At 71.7% G+C, this 22,507-nt stretch carries 18 protein-coding genes; 16 read left to right on the top strand and 2 right to left on the bottom strand.

Going from position 1 to position 22,507, the window contains the following annotated elements:
- Positions 1–60 precede the first annotated feature (60 nt).
- The 15 genes from chvE to V5E28_RS36020 all read left to right on the top strand — a co-directional run bounded on the left by chvE (position 61) and on the right by V5E28_RS36020 (position 18,599).
- Positions 61–1,179 (top strand): multiple monosaccharide ABC transporter substrate-binding protein, encoded by a 1,119-nt coding sequence (gene chvE / locus V5E28_RS36090; protein ID WP_336213753.1) that lies wholly within the window; start codon positions 61–63, stop codon positions 1,177–1,179.
- A gap of 59 nt (positions 1,180–1,238) precedes the next feature.
- A complete protein-coding gene (gene mmsA, locus V5E28_RS36085; protein ID WP_336213751.1) occupies positions 1,239–2,768 on the top strand; it encodes a multiple monosaccharide ABC transporter ATP-binding protein in 1,530 nt (509 codons plus the stop codon).
- A 5-nt stretch (positions 2,769–2,773) separates the two neighbouring features.
- Positions 2,774–4,036: a multiple monosaccharide ABC transporter permease gene (mmsB, locus tag V5E28_RS36080; RefSeq protein WP_336213750.1), complete on the top strand. Its 1,263-nt coding sequence runs from the start codon at positions 2,774–2,776 to the stop codon at positions 4,034–4,036.
- Positions 4,037–4,111: 75 nt separating this feature from the next.
- Entirely contained in the window at positions 4,112–5,095 is a 984-nt protein-coding gene (locus V5E28_RS36075; protein ID WP_336213784.1) for a LacI family DNA-binding transcriptional regulator, read from the top strand.
- Between the two features lie 57 nt (positions 5,096–5,152).
- Positions 5,153–6,871 (top strand): ribulokinase, encoded by a 1,719-nt coding sequence (gene araB, locus V5E28_RS36070; RefSeq protein WP_336213782.1) that lies wholly within the window; start codon positions 5,153–5,155, stop codon positions 6,869–6,871.
- Positions 6,868–7,527 carry an L-ribulose-5-phosphate 4-epimerase gene (locus V5E28_RS36065; protein ID WP_336213749.1) on the top strand — a complete coding sequence of 220 codons (660 nt, stop codon included), beginning with the start codon at positions 6,868–6,870 and terminating at the stop codon, positions 7,525–7,527. The genes araB and V5E28_RS36065 overlap by 4 nt, the downstream gene beginning before the upstream one ends.
- Entirely contained in the window at positions 7,524–8,978 is a 1,455-nt protein-coding gene (araA, locus tag V5E28_RS36060; protein WP_336213748.1) for an L-arabinose isomerase, read from the top strand. Before V5E28_RS36065 ends, araA begins: the two co-directional genes overlap by 4 nt.
- Before the next feature lie 97 nt (positions 8,979–9,075).
- On the top strand, positions 9,076–10,035 hold the full coding sequence (locus V5E28_RS36055) for an NADP-dependent oxidoreductase (RefSeq protein WP_336213747.1): 960 nt from the start codon (positions 9,076–9,078) through the stop codon (positions 10,033–10,035).
- 54 nt (positions 10,036–10,089) lie between these two features.
- Positions 10,090–11,292 carry an FAD-binding protein gene (locus V5E28_RS36050; RefSeq protein WP_336213746.1) on the top strand — a complete coding sequence of 401 codons (1,203 nt, stop codon included), beginning with the start codon at positions 10,090–10,092 and terminating at the stop codon, positions 11,290–11,292.
- Between the two features lie 90 nt (positions 11,293–11,382).
- Positions 11,383–12,174 (top strand): LLM class flavin-dependent oxidoreductase, encoded by a 792-nt coding sequence (locus V5E28_RS36045; RefSeq protein WP_336213745.1) that lies wholly within the window; start codon positions 11,383–11,385, stop codon positions 12,172–12,174.
- A 35-nt stretch (positions 12,175–12,209) separates the two neighbouring features.
- On the top strand, positions 12,210–12,608 hold the full coding sequence (locus tag V5E28_RS36040) for a DUF3224 domain-containing protein (RefSeq protein WP_336213744.1): 399 nt from the start codon (positions 12,210–12,212) through the stop codon (positions 12,606–12,608).
- Complete coding sequence (locus V5E28_RS36035) at positions 12,605–14,125, top strand: FAD-binding oxidoreductase (protein ID WP_336213743.1); 1,521 nt, start codon at positions 12,605–12,607, stop codon at positions 14,123–14,125. Before V5E28_RS36040 ends, V5E28_RS36035 begins: the two co-directional genes overlap by 4 nt.
- Before the next feature lie 37 nt (positions 14,126–14,162).
- Positions 14,163–15,704, top strand: coding sequence for an acyl-CoA carboxylase subunit beta (locus tag V5E28_RS36030; protein WP_336213742.1), 1,542 nt, complete (start codon positions 14,163–14,165; stop codon positions 15,702–15,704).
- A gap of 62 nt (positions 15,705–15,766) precedes the next feature.
- On the top strand, positions 15,767–16,159 hold the full coding sequence (locus V5E28_RS36025) for a hypothetical protein (RefSeq protein ID WP_336213740.1): 393 nt from the start codon (positions 15,767–15,769) through the stop codon (positions 16,157–16,159).
- Position 16,160: 1 nt separating this feature from the next.
- Positions 16,161–18,599, top strand: a complete 2,439-nt coding sequence (locus V5E28_RS36020) for a DUF4132 domain-containing protein (RefSeq protein WP_336213739.1) — start codon at positions 16,161–16,163, stop codon at positions 18,597–18,599.
- Positions 18,600–18,617: 18 nt separating this feature from the next.
- Here V5E28_RS36020 and V5E28_RS36015 read toward each other — a convergent pair whose 3' ends face one another.
- On the bottom strand, positions 18,618–19,580 hold the full coding sequence (locus V5E28_RS36015) for a helix-turn-helix domain-containing protein (RefSeq protein ID WP_442945926.1): 963 nt from the start codon (positions 19,578–19,580) through the stop codon (positions 18,618–18,620).
- Positions 19,581–19,619: 39 nt separating this feature from the next.
- On the opposite strand from V5E28_RS36015, the gene V5E28_RS36010 reads away from it, so the two are divergent.
- Positions 19,620–20,675: a type III polyketide synthase gene (locus V5E28_RS36010; protein ID WP_336213737.1), complete on the top strand. Its 1,056-nt coding sequence runs from the start codon at positions 19,620–19,622 to the stop codon at positions 20,673–20,675.
- Between the two features lie 20 nt (positions 20,676–20,695).
- On the opposite strand, the gene V5E28_RS36005 is transcribed toward V5E28_RS36010, so the two are convergent.
- Complete coding sequence (locus V5E28_RS36005; RefSeq protein ID WP_336213736.1) at positions 20,696–22,492, bottom strand: asparagine synthase-related protein; 1,797 nt, start codon at positions 22,490–22,492, stop codon at positions 20,696–20,698.
- Positions 22,493–22,507 lie beyond the last annotated feature (15 nt).

Raw genomic sequence — 22,507 nt, 5'->3', positions numbered from 1 at the left:
CCTACCGGCAGCCGTGGCGACCAGCGCTGCCGTGAACCCCCATTTGCGAGGAGATGCACGATGAGGTTGGCACGAATCGGCGGACTGGTGTCCGCCATCGCGCTCGCCGCGACCATGACGGCCTGCGGCTCCAGCCAGAAAACGGTCGACGCGCAGCCCACGGCGGGGGCCGAGGGCGGCAACGCGGGCGCCACGATCGGCGTCACCATGCCGACCAAGTCGTCAGAGCGGTGGATCCACGACGGCGACAACGTCAAGTCGCAGCTCGAGCAGCTCGGCTACAAGGTCGACCTGCAGTACGCCGAGAACGACATCCCGACGCAGGCCAACCAGATCGAGAACCAGATCACCAAGGGCGCCAAGCTCCTGATCATCGCCTCGATCGACGGCACCGCGATCACCTCCCAGTTGCAGCAGGCGGCCGACGCCAAGATCCCGGTCATCGCCTACGACCGGCTGATCCGCAACAGCCCGAACGTCGACTACTACGCCACCTTCGACAACTTCAAGGTCGGCGTGCAGCAGGCGACCTCGCTCCTGGCCGGCCTCGGCGTCGACAAGGGCGAGAAGGGCCCGTTCAACGTCGAGCTGTTCGGCGGCTCGCCTGACGACAACAACGCCACGTTCTTCTGGAACGGCGCCATGTCCGTCCTCCAGCCGAAGATCGACGACGGCACGCTCGTGGTGAAGAGCGGCCAGACCGAGTTCAAGACCGCCGCCATCCTCCGTTGGGACCCGGCCACCGCGCAGAAGCGCATGGAGGACATCCTCACGAAGACCTACACCGGCGGTGCCAAGGTCGACGGCGTGCTCTCGCCGTACGACGGCCTGTCCATCGGCATCCTGTCGGCCCTCAAGAGCAGCGGCTACGGCACCAGCGGCCAGCCGTACCCGACCGTGACCGGCCAGGACGCCGAGCTCGCCTCGGTCAAGTCGATCGTCGCCGACGAGCAGTACTCGACCATCTTCAAGGACACCCGCAAGCTGGCCGAGACCACCGTCAAGATGGCCGACGCGGTCCTCAAGGGCGGCAAGCCCGAGGTGAACAACACCAAGGACTACGACAACGGCAACAAGGTCGTCCCCTCGTTCCTGCTCGACCCGGTCATCGTCGACAAGAGCAATTACAAGGACGTCATCATCGGCGGCAACTACTACACCGAGGACCAGCTCAAGTAGAGGGCGTGCCCCGGGGACGGCCCGCCGTCCCCGGGGCCCCTGACCGAGGGGCTTGAGACATGACCGACCACATCTTGCGGATGAGCGGCATCACCAAGACGTTCCCCGGCGTGAAGGCGCTGCAGGACGTCAACCTGTCCGTGCGGCGGGGCGAGATCCACGCCATCTGCGGCGAGAACGGCGCCGGCAAGTCGACCCTGATGAAGGTGCTGTCCGGGGTCTACCCGCACGGCGGCTACGAGGGCGAGATCGACTTCGAGGGCGAGCGGTGCGAGTTCGGCAGCATCCGCGACAGCGAGCACGCCGGCATCGTCATCATCCACCAGGAGCTCGCCCTCAGCCCGCAGCTGTCGATCGCCGAGAACATCTTCCTCGGCAACGAGCGGGCCAAGCGCGGCTTCATCGACTGGAACCGGACGAACTTCGAGGCCGCCCAGCTCATGGAGCGGGTCGGGCTGCGCGAGAACCCGACGACCACCGTCTCCGACATCGGCGTCGGCAAGCAGCAGCTCGTCGAGATCGCCAAGGCGCTGTCGAAGCGGGTGAAGCTGCTCATCCTCGACGAGCCGACCGCCGCCCTCAACGACGACGACTCGGCGCACCTGCTGGACCTGCTGCGCGGGCTGCGGGACGAGGGCATCACCTGCGTGATCATCTCCCACAAGCTCAACGAGGTCATCGCCATCGCCGACTCCGTCACCATCATCCGTGACGGCCGGACGATCGAGACGCTCGACATGGCCGCCGACAGCGTGACCGAGGACCGGATCATCTCCGGGATGGTCGGCCGCGCGCTCGACAACCGCTTCCCGCCACACGAGCCGACGATCGGCGAGGAGGCGCTGCGCATCGAGGACTGGACCGTCTACAGCCCCAGCCAGCCCGGCAGGAAGGTCGTTGACGGCGCCTCGATCAACGTGCGCAGGGGCGAGATCGTGGGACTGGCCGGCCTGATGGGCGCGGGCCGCACCGAGCTCGCCATGAGCGTGTTCGGCCGGACCTACGGCGTGCACATCTCCGGCAAGATCTTCAAGGACGGCCGTCCGATCGAGGTCCGCACCGTGCAGGACGCGATCAGGCATGGCCTGGCCTACGCGACCGAGGACCGCAAGAGGTACGGCCTCAACCTCATCGAGGACATCCAGCGCAACGTCTCCGCCGCCGGCCTGAGTGGGCTGTCGCGGCGCGGCTGGGTGAACGAGCACGAGGAGTTCCGGGTCGCCGAGCGCTTCCACAAGAGCATGAACATCAAGGCGCCCAGCGTGGCGAGCGTCGTCGGCAAACTGAGCGGCGGCAACCAGCAGAAGGTCGTGCTCTCCAAGTGGATCCTCACCGAGCCCGACGTGCTGATCCTCGACGAGCCGACCAGAGGCATCGACGTCGGCGCCAAGTACGAGATCTACACGATCATCAACCGCCTCGCCGACGAGGGCAAGGCGGTGCTGGTGATCTCCTCGGAGCTGCCTGAGCTGCTCGGCTTGTGTGACCGCATCTACACCCTCTCCGAGGGCCGCATCACCGGCGAGGTGCCGCGCCAGGACGCCACGCAGGAACGCCTCATGCATCTCATGACCAAGGGACAGGAGTAGCTCCAATGAGCAGCATCACGCCCGCCGACGTGGAGGTCGGCGCGAAGGGCGGCGGGCCGGGAGAGCCCAGGCAGCCGGGCCGGGTGTCGCTGGGCGGACTGTCGGTCAACCTGCGCGCGAGCGGCATCTACATCGCCTTCGCCCTGATCATCGTGCTGTTCTCGGTGCTGACGGACGGCGCCCTGCTCCAGCCGCAGAACATCTCCAACATCATCGTCCAGAACTCCTACGTGCTGATCCTCGCGATCGGGATGATCCTGGTCATCATCGCCGGGCACATCGACCTGTCGGTGGGCTCGGTGGTCGCGGTCACGGGGGCCCTGGCCGCGGTGCTCATGGTGAACATGGGCCTGCCGTGGCCGCTCGCCCTGCTGATCACGGTCGCCGCCGGCGGGCTCATCGGCGCCTGGCAGGGTTACTGGATCGCCTACTTCGGCATCCCGGCGTTCATCGTGACGCTGGCCGGCATGCTGCTGTTCCGCGCGCTCACCCTGACCGTGCTGGGCAACCAGGGCATCGGCCCGTTCCCCGACCAGGTTCGCACCCTGGCCAACGGCTTCACCAACGGCTACCTCGGCAACATCGGCCTCGGCCCGCTGGGCGGCGCCGACCTGTTCAGCCTGCTGATCGGCCTGGTCGCCATCGCGGGCATGGTCGCCTCGCAGTGGCGCAGCCGCGTCGGGCGCGCCGGTTACGGCCAGTCCGTGGAGCCGATGGCGCTGTTCGCGCTCAAGATGGCGGCCGGCGCCGGGCTGATCCTCTTCCTGGTCGTGCAGCTCGCCCGGTTCAAGAACCTGCCCTGGGTGCTGGTGCTGCTGGCGATCCTGGTGCTGGCCTACTCCCTGATGGCCAACCGCACCGTCTTCGGCCGGCAGATCTACGCCATCGGCGGCAACCTGCAGGCGGCCGTCATGTCCGGCGTCAAGGTCAAGAAGGTCGTCTTCTGGATCTTCGTCAACATGGGCGTCCTGTCGGCCATCGCCGGCATCATCTTCGCCGGACGGCTCAACCAGGCGGGCCCGACGGCGGGCAACTCCTTCGAGCTCGACGCCATCGCCGCCGCCTTCATCGGTGGCGCCGCCGTACAGGGTGGTGTCGGCAAGGTCGTCGGCGCGATCACCGGCGGGCTCATCATGGCGGTGATCAACAACGGCATGTCCCTGATCGGCTCGCCCAGCGAACGGGTGATGCTCGTCAAGGGCGCGGTGCTGCTGGCCGCCGTGGCGTTCGACGTGTGGACCAAGCGCAGGGCTGGCGCTGCGGGCTGACCGTCCCGCAATACGATCTTGGTAGCCAGCGAAAGGAGAGCCGTGGGTCCCATCCCCAAGCGCCGCCTGCCGGTCATGGCCGACGTGGCCAAGGCAGCGGGCGTGTCGCACCAGACGGTCTCCCGGGTGCTCAACGACCACCCCAACGTCCGGGCGGCCACCCGGGCCCGGGTGGAGGAGGCGATCATCCGGCTCGGCTACCGCCGCAACCTGGTCGCCCGCGCCCTGGTCACCAAGCGGTCGCGGATGCTCGGCGTGGTGAGCTTCGACACCACGCTGTACGGCCCGGCCAGCACGATCTACGGGATCGAGCAGGCGGCCAGGACGGCCGGCTACTTCGTGAGCATCGTCAGCCTGAAGTCCATCGACGCCGACAGCGTCCGCGACGCCATCGACTACCTCACCGAGCAGGGCGTCGACGGGGTCGTGGTGGTCGCGCCGCAGCGCTCGGCCGGCCGAGCGCTGGAGAGTCTGCCGTCGGGCACGCCCGCGGTGGCCGTCGAGGGCACCCACCGGGCCGACGTGTCGGTGGTGTGCATCGACCAGATCGAGGGGGCCAGGCTCGCCACCCGGCACCTGCTGGAGCTCGGTCACGAGACGGTCTGGCACGTCAGCGGCCCGTCGGACTGGCTGGAGACCGAGGGCAGGCTCGAGGGCTGGCGCTCCGCGCTGGAGGCGGCGGGGCGCCCGGTGCCGGTCCCGCTGGCCGGCGACTGGAGCCCGCGAGCGGGTTATGAGGCGGGCCGGAGCCTGGCCGCGATGGCCGGGGTCACCGCCGTCTTCGCGGCCAACGACCAGATGGCGCTCGGCGTGCTGCGGGCGCTGTCGGAGGAAGGAGTGAAGGTCCCCGGCCAGATCAGCGTCGTGGGTTTCGACGACATCCCCGAGTCGGAGTTCTTCTCACCCCCGCTCACCACGGTCAGGCAGGATTTCGACGCGGTGGGCAGGCACTGCATCGAGGTGCTGCTCCGGCAGATCGACTCGGGGGCAGGTGCGTGCGAGCGGCTGGTCGTGCCGCCGGCCTTCGTCGTCAGATCCAGCACGGCCCCCGCGCGGTAGCGCCTGCCCCACGCCAGAACGAACCTCCTGGAGTCCAATGTGAACGCTAACAAGTTTGTGGTCGGAGTGGACTTCGGCACGCTGTCCGGCCGTGCCGTCGTGGTCCGCGTCGCCGACGGCGCCGAGCTGGGCAGCGCCGTCCACGAGTACGCGCACGGCGTCATCGAGCGCACGCTGCCCGGCTCGGATGCGCCGCTGGGCCCCGACTGGGCGCTGCAGTCGCCGCAGGACTGGATCGACGTGCTGCGGGTGGCCGTGCCGCAGGCCGTCGCCGCGGCGGGGATCTCGCCCGGCGACGTGATCGGCATCGGTACCGACTTCACCGCCTGCACCGTGCTGCCGGCCACCGCGGACGGCACGCCGCTGTGCTTCGAGACGCCCTCTCGGCCGCACGCGTGGCCGAAGCTGTGGAAGCACCACGCCGCGCAGCCGCACGCCGACCGGATCAACGAGCTGGCCGCCCGCCGCGGCGAGAGCTGGCTGCCGCGCTACGGCGGCAAGATCTCTTCGGAGTGGGAGTTCGCCAAGGCCCTGCAGGTCCTGGAGGAGGACCCCGAGGTCTACGCCAGGGCCGAGCGCTGGATCGAGGCCGCCGACTGGATCGTCTGGCAGCTGTGCGGCGTCGAGAGCCGCAACATCTGCACCGTCGGCTACAAGGGGATCTTCCAGGACGGCGGCTACCCGTCCCCGGAGTACCTGGCGGAGCTCAACCCCGCCTTCGGCGACTTCGCCGCCAAGCTCGCCACCGGTCAGGTCGGCGAGGAGACGGGCGGCGTCCGGCTGGCGCCGCTCGGCGGGGTGGCGGGGACGCTGTCGGCCACGGCCGCCGGGTGGACCGGACTGCCCGAGGGCGTCGCGGTGGCGGTCGGCAACGTGGACGCGCACGTCACCGCCGCCGCCGCCGACGCCGTGCGGCCCGGCCAGATGGTCGCCATCATGGGCACCTCGACCTGCCACATCATGCCCAGCGACCAGCTCGCCGAGGTGCCGGGCATGTGCGGCGTGGTCCGCGACGGCATCGTGCCCGGCCTGTGGGGCTACGAGGCCGGCCAGTCCGCCGTGGGCGACATCTTCGCCTGGTTCGTGGACACCTTCGTCCCCGCCTCCTACCTGGAGCAGGCAGGGGACACCAGCATCCACGAACACCTCACCTCGCTGGCCGAGCAGCAGGCCGTGGGCCAGCACGGCCTGGTCGCGCTGGACTGGTTCGGCGGCAACCGGTCGGTCCTCGTGGACCACAACCTGTCCGGCGTCATCGTCGGCCAGACCCTCGCCACCAAGCCCGAGGACGTCTACCGGGCCCTCATCGAGTCCACCGCGTACGGCGCCCGCATGATCGTCGAGACGTTCGAGAAGTCCGGCGTGCCCGTCGAGGAGTTCGTCGTCGCGGGCGGCCTGCTGAAGAACCGCTTCCTCATGCAGGTCTACGCCGACGTGCTGCGCCGCCCGCTGTCGGTCATCGGCTCCGACCAGGGGCCCGCCCTCGGCTCGGCCATCCACGCCGCCGTCGCGGCGGGCGCGTACCCCGACATCGAGGCCGCCGCCACCGCGATGGGCCGGCGCACCGAGGCCGCCTACGAGCCCGACCAGGCCAGGGCCGACGCCTACGACCGGCTGTACGCCGAGTACCGCAACCTGCACGACCACTTCGGAGACGGACAGATGCTGCACAGGTTGCGCGCCATCAGGAACGGCGCCCGCGAGGGAGCTCCGTCGCCCGGACCGACAAGCGGCGGGAGCGAAGCGACCGAGCTGCCCCACGGAGTGAAGCCATGAGAACGAGCATGAGGAAGATCGTCAGCGACCTGCACGCCGAGCTGGTCCGCTACAACCTGGTCGCCTGGACGGCGGGAAACGTCTCCGGCCGCGTCCCGGGCGAGGACCTGTTCGTCATCAAGCCGTCCGGCGTCTCCTACGACGAGCTGACGCCGGAGAACATGGTCGTGTGCGACCTCGACGGCGACCTGGTCGAGGGCGAGCACGCGCCGTCCAGCGACACCGCCGCGCACGCCTACGTCTACCGCAACATGCCCGAGGTGGGCGGCGTCGTGCACACCCACTCGACCTACGCCTCGGCGTGGGCCGCACGCGACGAGGCGATCCCGTGCGTGCTGACCGCCATGGCCGACGAGTTCGGCGGCGAGATCCCGGTCGGGCCGTTCGCGCTGATCGGCGACGACTCCATCGGCCAGGGCATCGTCGGGACGCTCAAGGGCCACCGCTCGCCCGCCGTCCTCATGCGCAACCACGGCGTCTTCACCATCGGCAAGGACCCCAAGGCCGCGGTGAAGGCGGCCGTGATGTGCGAGGACGTCGCCCGCACCGTGCACGTCGCCAGGCAGCTCGGCGAGCCGTTGCCGATCCCGCAGGACGACGTCGACCGGCTGTACGACCGCTATCAGAACGTCTACGGACAGAGGAGCCCGCGTTGAACATCTGGTTTCTGACCGGCAGCCAGGGGCTGTACGGCGAGGACACGCTGCGCCAGGTCGCCGAGCAGTCGCAGCGGATCGCCGAGGCGTTGCCGGTGCCCGTGGTGTGGAAGCCCGTGCTCACCGACGCGGCCGCGATCAGGCGCGTGATGCTGGAGGCGAACGCCGACGACTCCTGCGCCGGCGTGATCGCCTGGATGCACACCTTCTCCCCGGCCAAGATGTGGATCGCCGGCCTTGACGCGCTGCGCAAGCCGCTGCTCCACCTGCACACGCAGGCCAACGTGGAGCTGCCGTGGAGCTCCATCGACATGGACTTCATGAACCTCAACCAGGCCGCCCACGGCGACCGGGAGTTCGGCCACATCCAGACCAGGCTGGGCGTGCCCCGCAAGACAGTGGCCGGGCACGTCAGCGATCCGGCCGTGGCGGAGCGGATCCTCGCCTGGACCCGTGCCGCCTCCGGGGTGGCCGAGGTGCGCACGCTGAAGCTGGCGCGCTTCGGCGACAACATGCGCGACGTGGCGGTGACCGAGGGCGACAAGGTCGAGGCGCAGCTGCGCTTCGGCGTCTCGGTCAACACCTACGGCGTCAACGACCTGGTCGAGGCCGTGGACGCGGCCTCCGACGCCGACGTGAACGCCCTGGTCAAGGAGTACGAGGAGCTCTACCGGGTGGCGCCCGAGCTGCTCGGCGAGCGGCGCGAGTCGCTGCGCTACGCCGCCAGGATCGAGCTGGGCCTGCGCCACTTCCTCGACGGCGGCGGCTTCAAGGCGTTCACCACCAACTTCGAGGACCTCGGCGGCCTGCGGCAGCTCCCCGGCCTGGCCGTGCAGCGGCTGATGGCCGACGGCTACGGCTTCGGCGGCGAGGGCGACTGGAAGACCTCGGTGCTGCTGCGCACGCTCAAGGCGATGGCCCCGGGCGGCACCTCGTTCATGGAGGACTACACCTACCATCTGACGCCCGGCGAGGAGCTCATCCTCGGCGCGCACATGCTGGAGGTGTGCCCGAGCATCGCCGCGGGCACCCCGTCGTGCGAGATCCACCCGCTGGGCATCGGCGGCCGGGAGGACCCGGTCCGGCTGGTGTTCGACGCCGAGCCCGGCCCCGGCATCGTGGTCGGCCTGGCCGACCTGGGCGACCGGTTCCGGCTGGTCGCCAACGAGATCGACGTCGTCTCGCCGCTCGAGCCGCTGCCCAGCCTGCCGGTGGCCCGCGCGGTCTGGCGGCCCCGCCCGGACCTGAGGACCTCCGCCGAGTCGTGGCTGACCGCCGGAGCCCCGCACCACACCGTGCTGTCCACGGCCGTCGGCACGGAGGAGCTCACCGACCTGTCCGACATGCTGGGCGTGGAACTGGTGGTCATCGACGCGGAGACCACCACCCGCCGGCTCACCAAGGAGCTGCGCTGGAACCAGGCCTACTACCGGCTCGCCCAGGGCTTCTAGGAGGCGCTCGCCCGGAAGGTCCAAAAGTCCTTCCAGGAACCGCCAGGAGCGGATTGGCGGTGGTGGCCGAGGGGACGTCTACCTCGTCCAGGAGTCGTTGACGGGGGTCCTCGTGCGCGCCATCGCCATTACCGGATTCGGAGCCGATCCGGAGATCACGCAACTGCCCGCGCCCGAGCCGGGCCCGCGCGAGGTGTTCGTCCGGATCCGCGCCGCCGCCTACAACCCGGTCGATTCGAAGGTCGCGGCCGGGGTCATGAAGGGCCAGGTGCCGTTCACGTTCCCGCTGATCCTCGGCACCGACGGGGCGGGCGTCGTGGAGGCCACCGGGGCCGAGGTCACCGCCTTCGACCCGGGCGACGAGGTGTACGGGCGCTTCGCCGACTACCCGCGCGGCCTCGGCAGCTTCGCCGAGTACGGCGTCGTGGCCGAGGACGGGTCGATCGCCCACATGCCGCACGGCATGCTCTTCGAGCAGGCGGCGGCCGTGCCGACAGCCACCGGAACCGCCCACGAGGCGGTCGAGACCGCCCGGCTCGACACCGGCAAGACCGTGCTGATCGTCGGCGCCACGGGCGGCGTCGGCCAGAGCGCCGTCCAGCTCGCCGCGCTGCGCGGAGCCCGGGTCATCGCCACCGCGGCGCCCGACGCCGAGGAGCTCGTGCGCGACCTGGGCGCCGCCGAGACCGTGGACCACACCGCCGGATCCGTCGCCGACCAGGTGCTGGCCCGCCACCCCGACGGCATCGACGCCGTCCTGGACCTGGTGGAACCGGCCGAGGCGATCGGCGACGTGGTCCGGGTGCTGCGGCCCGGCGGGATCATCGTCAGCACCGTCGGCGCCCTGGACCCCGACGAGCTCACCGAACGGGAGATCCGCGCCGTCAACCTCGTGCACCGTCCCAGCGGCGCGCTGCTGGCCACCCTCGCCGACCTCATCGACAGCGGCGAGCTGCGCGTCCGCATCCAGCACCGGCTGACCTTCGACGAGGTCCCGGCCAGACTGGTGGACTTCGAGCGCGGGCACGCACGCGGGAAGGTCGTCATCGAGATCTGAGGGGCCCCGAGGCCGGATCGGCCGGAGCGCCGGGCGGTGTGGCAAGGTAGGGCGGTGACGCTGACCAACTGGGCGGGAAACACCGCGTTCCGGGCCCCCCGTGTCCACCACCCCGCCTCCCTCGCCGAGCTCCGGCGCCTGGTCGCCGCCACCCCGCGGGTGCGGGCGCTGGGCAGCGGGCACTCCTTCAACGACGTCGCCGACTCTCCCGGCGAGCTGGTCCGCCTGGACCGCATGCCGCGCCTGGTGGAGATCGACGGCGCGGCGGCGCGCGTGCGGGTCGGCGCGAGCACGACGTACGCCGCGCTGGCGCCCGAGCTGCACGCGCACGGGTTCGCGCTGGGCAACATGGCGTCGCTGCCGCACATCTCGGTGGCGGGGTCGGTCGCGACCGGCACCCACGGGTCGGGGCAGGGCAACCAGAGCCTGTCGGCTGCCGTGTCGGCGCTTGAGCTGGTCACGGCCGACGGTTCCCTGGTCAGCCTCGAACGCGGTGACGCCGACTTCCCCGGAGCGGTGGTGGCGCTCGGCGCGCTCGGGATCGTCACCACGCTGACGCTGAACCTGGTGCCCGCCTTCGAGCTACGCCAGTACGTGCGCGAGGGTGTGCCGGACGACGCGCCGTTCGACGAGGTCATGGGCGACGGCTACAGCGTCAGCCTGTTCACCGACTGGCGCGACACCCGTGCCTGGATCAAGCGCCGGACGGAGTTACCCGAGGGGGACTGGCACGGCACCCGGGCGGCCGGCGGGCCGCGGCACCCGGTGCCGGGGATGCCGCCGGACAGCTGCACCGAGCAGCTCGGCGTCCCGGGGCCGTGGCACGAGCGGCTGCCGCATTTCCGCGCCGACTCCCCGCCGAGCAGCGCGGGAGACGAGCTGCAGACGGAGTTCCTGATGGATCGCGAGCACGCGGTGGAGGCGCTGCGCGAGCTGCGCGCCGTCGGCGACCGGATCCGGCCGGCGTTGCAGATCTCGGAGATCCGCACGGTCGCGGCCGACGACCTGTGGCTGAGTCCGTCCTACGGCCGTGACAGCGTGGCCGTGCACTTCACCTGGGTCAAGGACATCGAGGCCGTGCTGCCGGCGATCAAGCTGGTGGAGGACGTGCTGGCGCCGTTCGACCCGCGGCCGCACTGGGGCAAGCTGTTCACCCGGTGGCCGGCTTGCCCGGACCGGTTCCGCGAGCTGGTGCGGCGCCATGACCCGGCGGGCCGGTTCGCCAACGACTTCACCCGCGTACTGCTGGGGGAGTAGGCCGGGGCCGGGAGCTTGCGCCCGGTGCCGTAGCGGGTCACCGGTCCTGCGGACGATGTGCCGCGGCGGCCGGTGGGCGATCGTTGGGGCATGACGCACCATCCCTTCCGATTCGGCGCCGTCGCCGGACAGGCCCCCGACGCGGGGAGCTGGACCGGCCTGGCGCGTCGGGCCGAGAGCCTCGGCTACGACACGCTGCTCGTCCCGGACACGCTGGGCACCTTCTCGCCGTTCGCGGCCGCGGCCGCCGCCGCGACGGCCACCACGACGCTGCGCGTCGGCACGTACGTGCTGAGCGCCCCGTTCCGGACCCCGGAGGCGGTCGCGTGGGAGGCGGCCACGCTGCGCACGCTCACCGGCGGCCGGTTCGAGCTGGGCATCGGCGCCGGGCGGCCGCACGCCGAGGCCGAAGCCACCCGGCTCGGCGCCGACTACGGGACTCCCGGCGAGCGGATCGACCGGCTGGCGCGGACTCTCGACGCCGTCGAGGGCGTGCCGATCCTCGTCGCCGCCGCCGGACCGAAGCTGCTCAGGCTCGCCGCGGCGCGGGCCGGCACGGTCGCGCTGGGCCTGCCGCCGAACGGGACGGAGGAGCAGCTGGCGGCCAAGCTGGACGAGCTGTACGAGCTGGCCGGAGACCGCTACGACGAGCTGGAGCTCAACATCAATCTGGCGGCGGTGGGCGAGGAGCCGCCCGCCTGGCTGGTGAGCCGCTACGGTCCTGTCGACGGCACGGCGATCGGCGTGCTGTCCGGCACGGTCGAGCAGATGGCGGAGACGCTCACCAGGCGCAGGGACAAGCTGGGAGTGTCGTACATCTCGGTCAATGCCGCGTTCATGGAGCAGTTCGCGCCGGTGGTCGAACGCCTCGCGGGTACCTGACAGGAGCTGACAGGTATGACCGGCACCATGGACACGTGATCGCAAAGGGACCCTTCGACACTGCCGACTGGAACGCCGAGCCGCCCTTCATGGAGACCGACGGCGTCACGTTCGGGAGGGTCACGATGACCAAGACCTTCCACGGTGACCTGACCGGCACGAGCGTCGTGCACCTGACGGTGGTGTCCACCCCGGTCGAGGATTCCGGGTCCTACGTCGCGGTGGAGCGCGTCCAGGGCAGCCTGCACGGCCGCACCGGCGCCTTCGCCGTGCAGCACAACGCGGTGAGCGACGGGGGCGAGCAGTCGCTGCGCGTCAGCGTGGTGCCCGACTCCGGCACCGGCGAGCTGCACGGCCTGCGCGGCGAGATGGACATCGCCATCGCCCCCGACGGCTCGCACTCCTACGTCTTCGACTACACCCTGGAGGCATGACGACGAGCCACTGGGCCTGGGGCCCCGAGCCCGACCCGCAGGAGCTGAGAGAGATCGCGCGGCTGTTCGCCGAGCACACGGGCCTGGGCGATCCGGCCGCCTGGGAGGAGCCGGTGCCCGCCGGCCGGTTACGGCTGCCGCCGGCCAGGCTGCCGGTGCCGGGGGAGCTGCGCGAGTTCTGCACCGCCGAGCCGCTGGAGCGGGCCCGGCGCACCTACGGTCAGGCGTACCGGGACCTGATCAGGGCCTACCGGGGGGACTTCGCCCACGCGCCCGATCTCGTGGCCCTGCCCAGGGACGAGGGCGAGGTGGAGCGGGTGCTCGACTGGGCGTCGGCTCAGGGGATCGCCGTGGTGCCGAGAGGCGGGGGCACGAGCGTCGTCGGCGGTGTGGAGGCGCGCTTCGACGAGCCCGTCATCTGCCTCGACCTGACCCGCATGGCCCGGGTGCTCGAGGTCGACACCGTCTCGCGGGCCGCGCTGGTCGAGGCGGGCGCGGCCGGGCCGGCGCTGAACGCGCAGCTCCCGGAGGGCCTGCAACTGCGCTTCTTCCCGCAGTCGTACGAGTTCTCCACGCTCGGCGGGTGGATCGCGACCAGGGCCGGCGGGCACTACGCCACCCTGCACACGCACATCGACGACCTGGTCGAGTCGGTGCGGGCGATCACCCCGGCCGGGGTGTGGGAGTCGCGCAGGCTGCCCGGCTCGGGGGCGGGGCCGTCGCCGGACCGGTGGCTGCTCGGCTCGGAGGGGACTCTGGGCGTGATCACCCGGGCGTGGGTGCGGCTGCAGCGGCGGCCCGCGCACAAGGCGTCGGCGCCGGTGCGGTTCGCCGAGTGGCGGGCCGCCGTCGACGCCGTGCACGCCCTCGCCCAGTCGGGGCTGCACCCGTCGAACTGCCGGCTGCTCGACGCTCGCGAGGCCGCGCTGGCCTCCGGCGGCGACGGACGGCACGCGCTGCTCATCGTCGGCTTCGAGTCGGCCGACCACCCCGTCGACGCCGCGATGGCGCGGGCGCTGGAGATCACCGGCAAGCACGGCGGCCTGGCCGGTGAGACCCGCCAGGACCAGGCATGGAAGGGCTCCTTCACCCGCATGCCCTATCTGCGCAACGCCTACGCGGGGCTGGGCGTGATCGCGGAGACGTTCGAGACGGCCGTCACCTGGGACCGCTTCCCCGCGCTGCACGAGGCCGTCATGGCGGAGCCCGGTGTGACCTGCCGCTTCGCCTTCGCCTATCCCGACGGGCCCGCGCCGTACTACACGGTCCTCGCCGAGGCGCCGAGAGGTGAGGAGGTGGCGAGCTGGGACCGGCTCAAGCGGCGCGTGTCGGAGACGCTGCTGCGCCACGGCGGCACGATCACCCACCACCACGCCGTCGGGCGTGACCACCGGCCCTTCTACGACCGGCAGCGGCCCGAGCCGTTCGCGCTCGCGCTCCGGGCGGCCAAGAGCGCCCTCGATCCGCGCGGGATCCTCAACCCCGGAGTGCTGCTCGACGCCGGTCCGCTGGACTAACCTACCGACCAGCCGGTACGGACGGATGGAGAGCGCTGTGTGGGATCCCGAACTCGCCGAACTCGAGCACCGCAAGGACCTGGCGGAGCGGATGGGAGGCGAGGAGCGGGTCGCCCGCCAGCACGCCACCGGTCGGCTCACGATCCGCGAACGCCTCGCCGCGCTCACCGACTCCTGGCGCGAGATCGGCGCCCTGGCAGGTCGGGCCACCTATTCCGCGTCCGGTGAGCTGGAGGACTTCACCCCGTCCAACGTCATCATCGGCAGGGCCGAGATCGACGGCCGCCGGGTGGTGGTGGCGGGCGACGACTTCACCGTGCGCGGCGGCGCGGCCGACGCGGCCATCCACGAGAAGCAGATCCTGGCCGAGCGGATGGCGGGGGAGATGCGGGTGCCGCTGGTCAGGCTGATCGACGGCACCGGCGGTGGCGGCAGCGTCAAGCAGCTCGAAGACTTCGGGCGGACGTACGTGCCGCACAACCCCGGCTGGGACCAGGTGGTCGCCAACCTGGGCAGGATCCCGGTGATCGCCCTGGCGCTCGGCCCGGTCGCCGGTCTCGGTGCCGCCCGCCTGGTCACCTCACACGTCTCGATCATGGTGAAGGAGCTCTCCCAGGTGTTCGTCGCCGGCCCGGCCGTGGTGGAGGCCGGCATGGGAGAGAGCGTGAGCAAGGAGGAGCTCGGCGGCTGGCGGCCCGTCTCGGCAGCGGGCGCCGTGGACCTGGTGGCCGGCTCCGAGCAGGAGGCGTTCGCGCTGACCAGGCGGGTGCTGTCCTACCTCCCGCAGAGCGCCTGGCGCCGCCCGCCGGTCGCCGCCTGCGCCGACGACCCCGGCAGGACCGCCCCCGAGCTGCGCGACCTCGTCCCCCGCGACCGCCGCAAGCCGTACGACATGCGCGCGATCCTCGACGTGGTCTTCGACGAGGGCAGCGTCACCGAGCTCGGCCGCCGCCACGCCCGCTCCACCGTCACGGCGCTCGCGCGGCTGGCCGGGCACCCGGTGGCGGTGCTGGCCAGTGACCCGGTGGTCTACGGCGGCGGCATGACGGCGCAGGGCGCCGACAAGACGGCCAGGTTCGTGGACCTCGCCGAGACGTTCCAGCTGCCGGTCGTGCACCTGGTCGACCAGCCGGGGTTCGTGATCGGCAGCGCCGCCGAGCGGGCCGGCACCATCAGGCACGGCGCCCGCGCGCTCGCCGCCGTCTACCAGTCGACGGTCCCCTGGGCGTCGGTGCTGGTACGGCGCGTCTTCGGGGTCGCGGGCGCCGCGCACCGGCCGCACTCCAGATACGGCCTGCGGGTCGCCTGGCCGTCGGGCGACTGGGGCTCGCTGCCCATCGAGGGCGGTCTGGAAGTGGCGTTCAAGCGCATGCTGGCCGAAGCGGGGCCCGAGGCGGAGGCCATGAAGGCGGAGATCGCCGAGCGCCTGGAAGCGGTCAGATCCCCCTTCCGCACGGCGGAGTCCTTCCTCGTGGAGGACATCGTCGACCCGGCCGAGACCCGGCCGATCCTGACGGACTGGGTGCGCGACGCCTACGAGGTCCTGGAGCCCGGACCACGCCCCACGACCCGCCCGTAGGCGTTTCTGTCGCCGGTGGCTGCTACGAATTGCGCATCGACCCCGGCGATCAAGGGAGCGCAATGACGTTGGTCATCTTTCGCGACGAGACCGCGACCGGCAGGACCCTGGCGGAGTTCACGCTCCCCGGCCTGCCCGAGAGCGTCTCGGCCCGCGAGCTCGTGCGGCTGCGCGTCCGCGAAGAGGTGGCGCGCCACAACGCGGCCCCGACGCGGCACTTCCGCGGCCTGGTCAAGCCGACCGACGCCGAGGCCGAGCTCAACGGCTATCGGATGAGCACCGCCCGCCCCCTCGACTGGGAGAAGCAGGCCGACGCCGCCGAGGCCGCGTTCGCCCGCAACGGATTCATCCTGCTCGTCGGCGACCGGCAGATCGACGACCTCGACGAGCGGATCGCGCTCTCCGGCGACCCGGTGGTGTCGTTCGTCAAGCTCGTGCCCCTGGTCGGAGGCTGATGTGCGGATCGCCGACGAGCTGCCCGAGTCCCAGCGCGGCTGGCTGGACTTCCTGGACGAGACCGCCTACGCCGTCTTCGACCGGCTCGACGCCGTCTACGTGGCGGATCCTGCCGTGTGGCGCCCGAAGCTCTCGCAGACCCCGCTGGGCCCGTTGTCGAAGAGCTTCGGCGAGGCCGAGTGGCGGGCCATGGGACTCTGGGCCCAGCTGCGCATGCACCTGCTCTGGCGATCGCGCGACTTCAGCCAGGTGCTGACCGCGGTTCCCGCGGCGGTGGCGCGGCGCGGGCTCCGCTGGGCCCCGGAGGAGATCGAGCTGCTGTGGCGGATCGCGGTGTCCCCGCTGAGCGAGCACCAGCAGCCCGACGACCTCTACACGCTGCCCGTCGCCGCGGTCGCGGACCTGCCGATCGCCGAGCGCGAGCCGTACGTGGCGTATTTACGCACCGCGAGGGCCAACCTCGGCCGGGAGCCCTGGCGGGTCACGGACAAGACCGCCCATGTGCTGGAGAGGCTGCTGGCCGAGCACGCGGCGGACCCGGCGGAGGCCACCCGCGCCCTGATCGACGATCTGGACGGCTTCGCCAGGCTGCTCCGCGACGACTACGCCGACCGCCTGGGCGCCCCCGGCGTGAGGGAGCTGCTGCGGCACTGGATGACGGCGACCGCGCCCAGGCCCGACGCCGCCTGGCTCGCCAAGGCCGCCGAGCTGCGCACGCCCGAGACGGTCGCGCTGGTGCGTGACGTGCTGGGCCGCGTTCCCGGCCACCGGGAGCAGTCCGAGCAGTACGAGTACTTCGGGTATGTCCGGACCGTCGTCACCTACTTCCACGAGCGCACCCGCGCGCTCGTGCGCGGCATCGTGTGGACCTGCGAGCTCATCGACGAGCCCTGGGTGACGGGGCTGCTCGGCGATGTGGCGGTGGCGGCGGGCACCGGGATCGGCGGTTCGGGCCCCAACTCCCGCAGCGAGCGCACCGCCAACGCCGCCATCGGCGTGCTCGCCCGGCGCGGCGGCCTGGAGGTGGTGGCCCAGCTCGCCAGGGTGCAGGCCAAGGTCCGCAAGAAGAGCATCCTCAGGCTCGTGGCCGGGACCCTGGAGGCGGTCGCCGAGCAGACCGGCCTGTCGCCCGAGCAGCTGGTGGAGCGCACGGTCCCGTCCTTCGGCCTCGACGCCGACGGCACCCGCACCGAGCACGGTCTGCGACTTTCCGCCGACGGCACGATCGCCTACGTGGCCGACGGCAAGGCGCGCAAGACCATCCCCAAGGCGGTGCGCGAGCAGCACCGCGAGTCGCTGGCCGAGCTCAAGGCCGCCGCCAAGGAGCTGAAGCAGACGCTGCCCGCCGAGCGCCACCGCGTCGAACGCGCCCTGGCCACCGAGCGCATCTGGCGCTGGCGGGACGTCTGCGCCTTCTACCTCGACCACCCCGTCACCGGCCGGCACGCCAGGGCGCTGATCTGGGAGATCCTCCGGGGCCCGGCGGGACTTCCCGTCCGGACCGCCGAAGGCTGGGAGCTGACCGACCCGGAGGGCCGCCGCATCCAGCCTCGGCCGGAGACGCCCGTGAAGCTCTGGCACCCGATCTTCGCCGCCCCCGACGACGTGCGGACCTGGCGCGACCACATCCTCGCGCTCGGCCTGCGCCAGCCGTTCAAGCAGGCCTTCCGCGAGGTCTACCTGCTCACGCCCGCCGAGGAGCGCACCCGGGACCACTCGCGGCGCTTCGCCTCCCACCTCCTCAGGTACGGCCAGGCCAAGGCCCTGCTGACCGAGCGGGGCTGGACCGGCATGTCCCTGGGGCACTGGGACGCGGCGGGAGGCTCCGGCCAGAGCGAGGCGGTCAAACAGCTGCCGGGGCTGACCGCCGCATGGGACTTCCACCTGGACTGGGAGTCGGCCGAGCGCGACGGCTACGGCAACACCGCCTCCCACTGCGTCAGCGGCGACCTGCGCTTCTTCGCCGACGGTGAGCCCGTGGCCGTCGCCGACGTGCCGCCCCTGCTGCTGTCGGAGACGCTGCGCGACGCCGACCTGGCCGTCGGCGTCACCTCCACGGGCCTCGACCCGACGGGCCACGGCGACTACTGGCAGTCCTTCGGCTTCGGTGCCCTGACCGAGACGGCCGAGATCCGCCGCGACGCACTCACCCGCCTGCTCCCCAGGCTGTCCATCGCCGGCCGCGCCGAGCTGACCGACCGCTTCCTGCGCGTCCGCGGCGACCTGCGCACCTACAAGATCCACCTCGGCTCGGGCAACATCCTCATGGAGCCCAACGACGCCTACCTGTGCGTCGTCCCCGGCGGCCCCGGCCCCGGCCACGTCTTCCTGCCCTTCGAGGAGGACGGCGGGATGCTGTCGCTCATCCTGTCCAAGGCCTTCCTCCTGGCGGCCGACACCGCCATCACCGATCCGTCCATCACCCGCCAGCTCTCGTGAGCCGGAGCGGGCGCGGGCTCACCGGCTGACGGCGGAGGCGTTGAAGGTGCGTCTGTAGGCCGACGGCGACGTGCGCATCGCACGGGTGAAGTGGTGCCGGAACGTCACCGGGCTCTCGAAGCCCACCGCCGCGCCGATCTCCTCCACCGGCGCGCCCGTCGACTCCAGCATCGGCAGGCTGGCGGCCACCCGCTGCGAGATCACCCAGCGCAGCGGGCTGGTGCCGGTCTGCCGCTTGAAGTGCCTGATGAACGAGCGCCGCGACAGGTTCGCCATCCTGGCCAGGTCCGCGACGCTGATCGGCCCGGCCAGGTTGGCCAGGGCCCACTCCATCGCCCTGGCCACCGCGCCGTCGTCCTGCACCGGCGTGACCGCGGCCTCGATGAACTGGGCCTGCCCGCCCTCCCTGTGCGGTGGGACGACCAGGCGCCTGGCCACCGCGTTGGCGACGTTCGCGCCGTGGTCGCCGCGCACCAGATGGATCAGCAGGTCCAGCCCGGCGGCGCTGCCCGCGCTGGTCAGCACGTCGCCGCCGTCCACGTACAGCACCGAGGCGTTGACCTCGACGGCGGGGAAGCGCTGCCGCAGCAGGTCGGCGTACTTCCAGTGGGTGGTCGCCGCGCGGCCGTCGAGCAGCCCGGCGGCGGCCAGCGCGAAGGCGCCCGAGCAGATCGACACCACGCGGGCGCCGCGCTCGCGCGCCAGCCGCAGCGCCGTGACGAGCTCGGCGGAGACGGGCCCGCGCACGTCGGCGACACCGGGCACGATCACGGTCCCGGCCGAGGCCAGCATGTCGAGCCCGTGCTCAGCCCGCATGGTGAACCCGCCGACCACCCTGAGCGGCTCCGCCGTCTCGGCGCACACCCTGAGGTCGTACCACGGCACGTCCAGCTCCGGCCGGGGCAGGCCGAAGATCTCCACGACGCAGCCGAGCTCGAACGGCGACATCCCGTCGAAGGCGAGGACGGCGACAGTGGGCAGGCGGGTGGGCAGGCGGGTCGGCAGCGGCGGCATGACCGGATGTTAGCCCGTCCCTCTCAGCGGCAGAAACGATGTATGTACATATCGGGGGTGCAGACCGTTCTGCCAGAGCACCGCTACCGGCAGGAGGAGATCAGCGAGGCGTTCTCCCAGCTCACCTCGGCCGACGGGGAGCTGCTGCGACGCTTTCACACCGCCACCGGCGTGACCGGCCGCAACCTCGCCCTGCCGCTCGACGACTACGCCAAGCTCGACTCCTTCGACCGTGCCAACGAGGCCTATGTGGAGGTCGCGCTCGACCTGGGCGAGCGGGCGATCGCGGGAGCGCTGGAGAAGGCCGGGCTGCCGCCGGAGAAGGTCGACCACCTGGTGTTCTGCTCGACCACCGGCCTGGCCACGCCGTCGCTGGACGCCCTGCTGGCCCAGCGCGCGGGGCTGCGTGCGGACGTCAAACGGGTCCCGGTGTTCGGGCTGGGTTGCGCCGCAGGGGCCGCCGGCCTGTCACGCGTGCACGACTACCTGCGTGGCTGGCCCGAGCACGTGGCGTTGCTCGTCTGCGTGGAGCTGTGCTCGCTCACCGTGCAGCGCGACGACGTCTCGGTGGCCAACCTGATCGCCAGCGGCCTGTTCGGCGACGGCGCCGCGGCCGTCGTGGCCACCGGGCACGGCCGGGGCCGGGAGGTGGTGGCGACCCGCAGCAAGCTCTATCCGGGCACCGAGCACCTCATGGGCTGGGACGTGGGCGGGCACGGTTTCCGCGTCATGCTCGACGCCGGGCTGCCCCAGTTCGTGGACCGGATGCTGACCGGCGACATCAAGACCTTCCTGGCCGACTACGGGCTCACCCCCGCCCAGGTGGACACCTGGATCTGCCATCTCGGCGGGCCCAAGGTGATCGACCGGATGGCGGCCGCCCTGGAGCTGCCCCCCGAGGCGATGGAGGTGACCTGGCGGTCGCTGCGCGAGCACGGCAACCTGTCCTCGGTGTCCGTGCTGCACGTCCTGCAGGAGACACGCGGCCGCGCGGACCAGCCCGCCGTGCTGATCGCCCTGGGGCCGGGCTTCTCCGCCGAGCTGCTCCTGCTGCACTGGTGACCGCCCGCGAACGACCGCCGTCAGCGGGCGGGGTCCGGCTTGGACACCGGGATCTGCTCCAGGCCCTCCGGCTGCTTGCCCGGGTACGCGCCGGTCAGCAGCGCGCTCACGGTGTAGAGGTGCCAGGCGAGCCCCGGCTTCTTGACTACCGGGTCGGCGAACAGGGCGCGTACCTCGTCCGGGTTCACGATCGGGGTGAGCGCGTCGAGGTTGCCGAGCACCTGATCGCGCAGCACGCCCGTCAGAGCGGGCCCGGGGCTGGTGCGCCAGCTCCAGCCGCCGCCTGTCTTGGCCGTGGGCAGGTGCTCGGGTGGCACATGCGTCCGCGTCCACCACTTGCGCTGGGCCGCCAGCCCTTCGGCGAACCGCCACGGCTTCCCCTCGATGGGTACATCCCGCAGCTCAGGGGCGAATCGCAAAATTAGCGAATAAATCACTTCTTCTGAAAGCCGCCAGCCCTGGTCCAGGCCGAGCGCGGCCCGTACCACGCGGTTGTCCAGGAACGGCCGGACCGGGTCGCCCCGGCGCAGCGAGCCCGCCCGTGCGCTGGCCTGCCAGCGGCCGACCTTGTACCAGACGTAGATGTGGTCCAGCGCCTCCAGCCGGTTCCGGCGCGCCTGCCAGGGCTTGGCGAGCTCGCGCGCGTGCTCGTTCGCCTCGGCGGTGAACAGCTTCTCGTCCTTGTAGAACGTGTTGTTGATCCGCCGCAGCAACGCCTTGTCGCTCAGGTCGCTCTGCAGCAGGTTGAGGCTGCCGGCCCTGAGCGTCTCGCCGCTCTGCCCGGACATGGTCGCCTTGCCGGAATAGGGCAGGTAGCCGACGATCGACTCGTACGCCGAGGTCATGCCCTCGCAGGTGCGCAGCGTCTCCCATGCCCGGCTCAGCGGGTGCTCCACCAGCACCGCGTCCTGCTGAGCTGTCTGCGGGGGAGCGATCACCGTGTGCTCGACCTTGAGTTTGGCGGCGATCTGTCGGGCCAGGATCACGTCGGGGTGGGTTTCCAGCCCGTTCGTGGTCACCCTGAACGGCACCCGCGCCGCGTGCAGCAGCGCGGCCAGGATGCGGGTGTCGCGCCCGCCCGTCAGCGCCAGGTTCACCGGCTCGCCGGCCTCGCGCAGCGGGGCGACGGTGGCCAGCAGCGCGTCGGCCAGCTCCGTGATCGCCGCCCGCTTCTGCCGCGCCGACCCCGGCGCCTGCGCCGCCTCCGGCAGCGGCGTCTCGGTGATCGTGCGCCGCCCGTCACGCACGTCCAGGCGCGAGCTCGGACGGAGCGCCGTCACTCCCCGGTACGGGGTCTCGTCCGACAGGAAGAAGCCCTGCCGGATCATCGTCTGCAGGGCGAGCACGTCATGCTCGATCCGGTCCGACTGCTGGGCGGCCAGGTGCACGAGCAGGGCCCGGCTGCCCACGATGTGCAGATCCGGCGTCTCGGCGTAGAAGACCGGGCAGACCCGGTTGATCGCGGTGGCGGCGGTCAGCTCGCCGTCGCGCGCGACCCAGGCGGAGAAGCAGCCGCCCACCTCCCCGCTGGAGGGATCGTCCAGCAGCCGGGCGGCGTCGGCCGGGTCGGCCAGGTGGCCGTTCAGCCCGAGCACGCGGCTGCCGTGTTCGGAGATCAGCCGCGGCTGCCGCGAGTCGTCGGGCTCGTTGGTCCACCCGAACAGCGACACGCCCCTGCCGTGCCATTCGCGCCCCCGGATCACCTCCGGCGGGACCGGGAACGCGGTCTCCGCAACGGATCGGACCCTGTCCAGGACACGGGCTGGTACGTCGTGCCGCTTTGCGGCCAGTCCTAAATAAACACGCACGATGTCCATGCCTACCGGATGCGA

It is taken from the genome of Nonomuraea sp. LPB2021202275-12-8, assembly GCF_037044575.1.
Classification (GTDB): domain Bacteria; phylum Actinomycetota; class Actinomycetes; order Streptosporangiales; family Streptosporangiaceae; genus Nonomuraea.
The sequence above is the reverse complement of the archived record's forward strand: the minus strand, read 5'-3'. Positions and strand labels throughout refer to the sequence as shown.

What these genes read in the sequence shown, in the direction of transcription:
- chvE (WP_336213753.1), top strand. Translation starts at nt 61, where the DNA reads ATGAGGTTGGCACGAATCGGCGGACTGGTGTCCGCCATCGCGCTCGCC.
- mmsA (WP_336213751.1), top strand. Translation starts at nt 1,239, where the DNA reads ATGACCGACCACATCTTGCGGATGAGCGGCATCACCAAGACGTTCCCC.
- mmsB (WP_336213750.1), top strand. Translation starts at nt 2,774, where the DNA reads ATGAGCAGCATCACGCCCGCCGACGTGGAGGTCGGCGCGAAGGGCGGC.
- V5E28_RS36075 (WP_336213784.1), top strand. Translation starts at nt 4,112, where the DNA reads ATGGCCGACGTGGCCAAGGCAGCGGGCGTGTCGCACCAGACGGTCTCC.
- V5E28_RS36065 (WP_336213749.1), top strand. Translation starts at nt 6,868, where the DNA reads ATGAGAACGAGCATGAGGAAGATCGTCAGCGACCTGCACGCCGAGCTG.
- V5E28_RS36045 (WP_336213745.1), top strand. Translation starts at nt 11,383, where the DNA reads ATGACGCACCATCCCTTCCGATTCGGCGCCGTCGCCGGACAGGCCCCC.
- V5E28_RS36035 (WP_336213743.1), top strand. Translation starts at nt 12,605, where the DNA reads ATGACGACGAGCCACTGGGCCTGGGGCCCCGAGCCCGACCCGCAGGAG.
- V5E28_RS36025 (WP_336213740.1), top strand. Translation starts at nt 15,767, where the DNA reads ATGACGTTGGTCATCTTTCGCGACGAGACCGCGACCGGCAGGACCCTG.
- V5E28_RS36010 (WP_336213737.1), top strand. Translation starts at nt 19,620, where the DNA reads ATGTTAGCCCGTCCCTCTCAGCGGCAGAAACGATGTATGTACATATCG.
- V5E28_RS36005 (WP_336213736.1), bottom strand. Translation starts at nt 22,492, where the DNA reads ATGGACATCGTGCGTGTTTATTTAGGACTGGCCGCAAAGCGGCACGAC.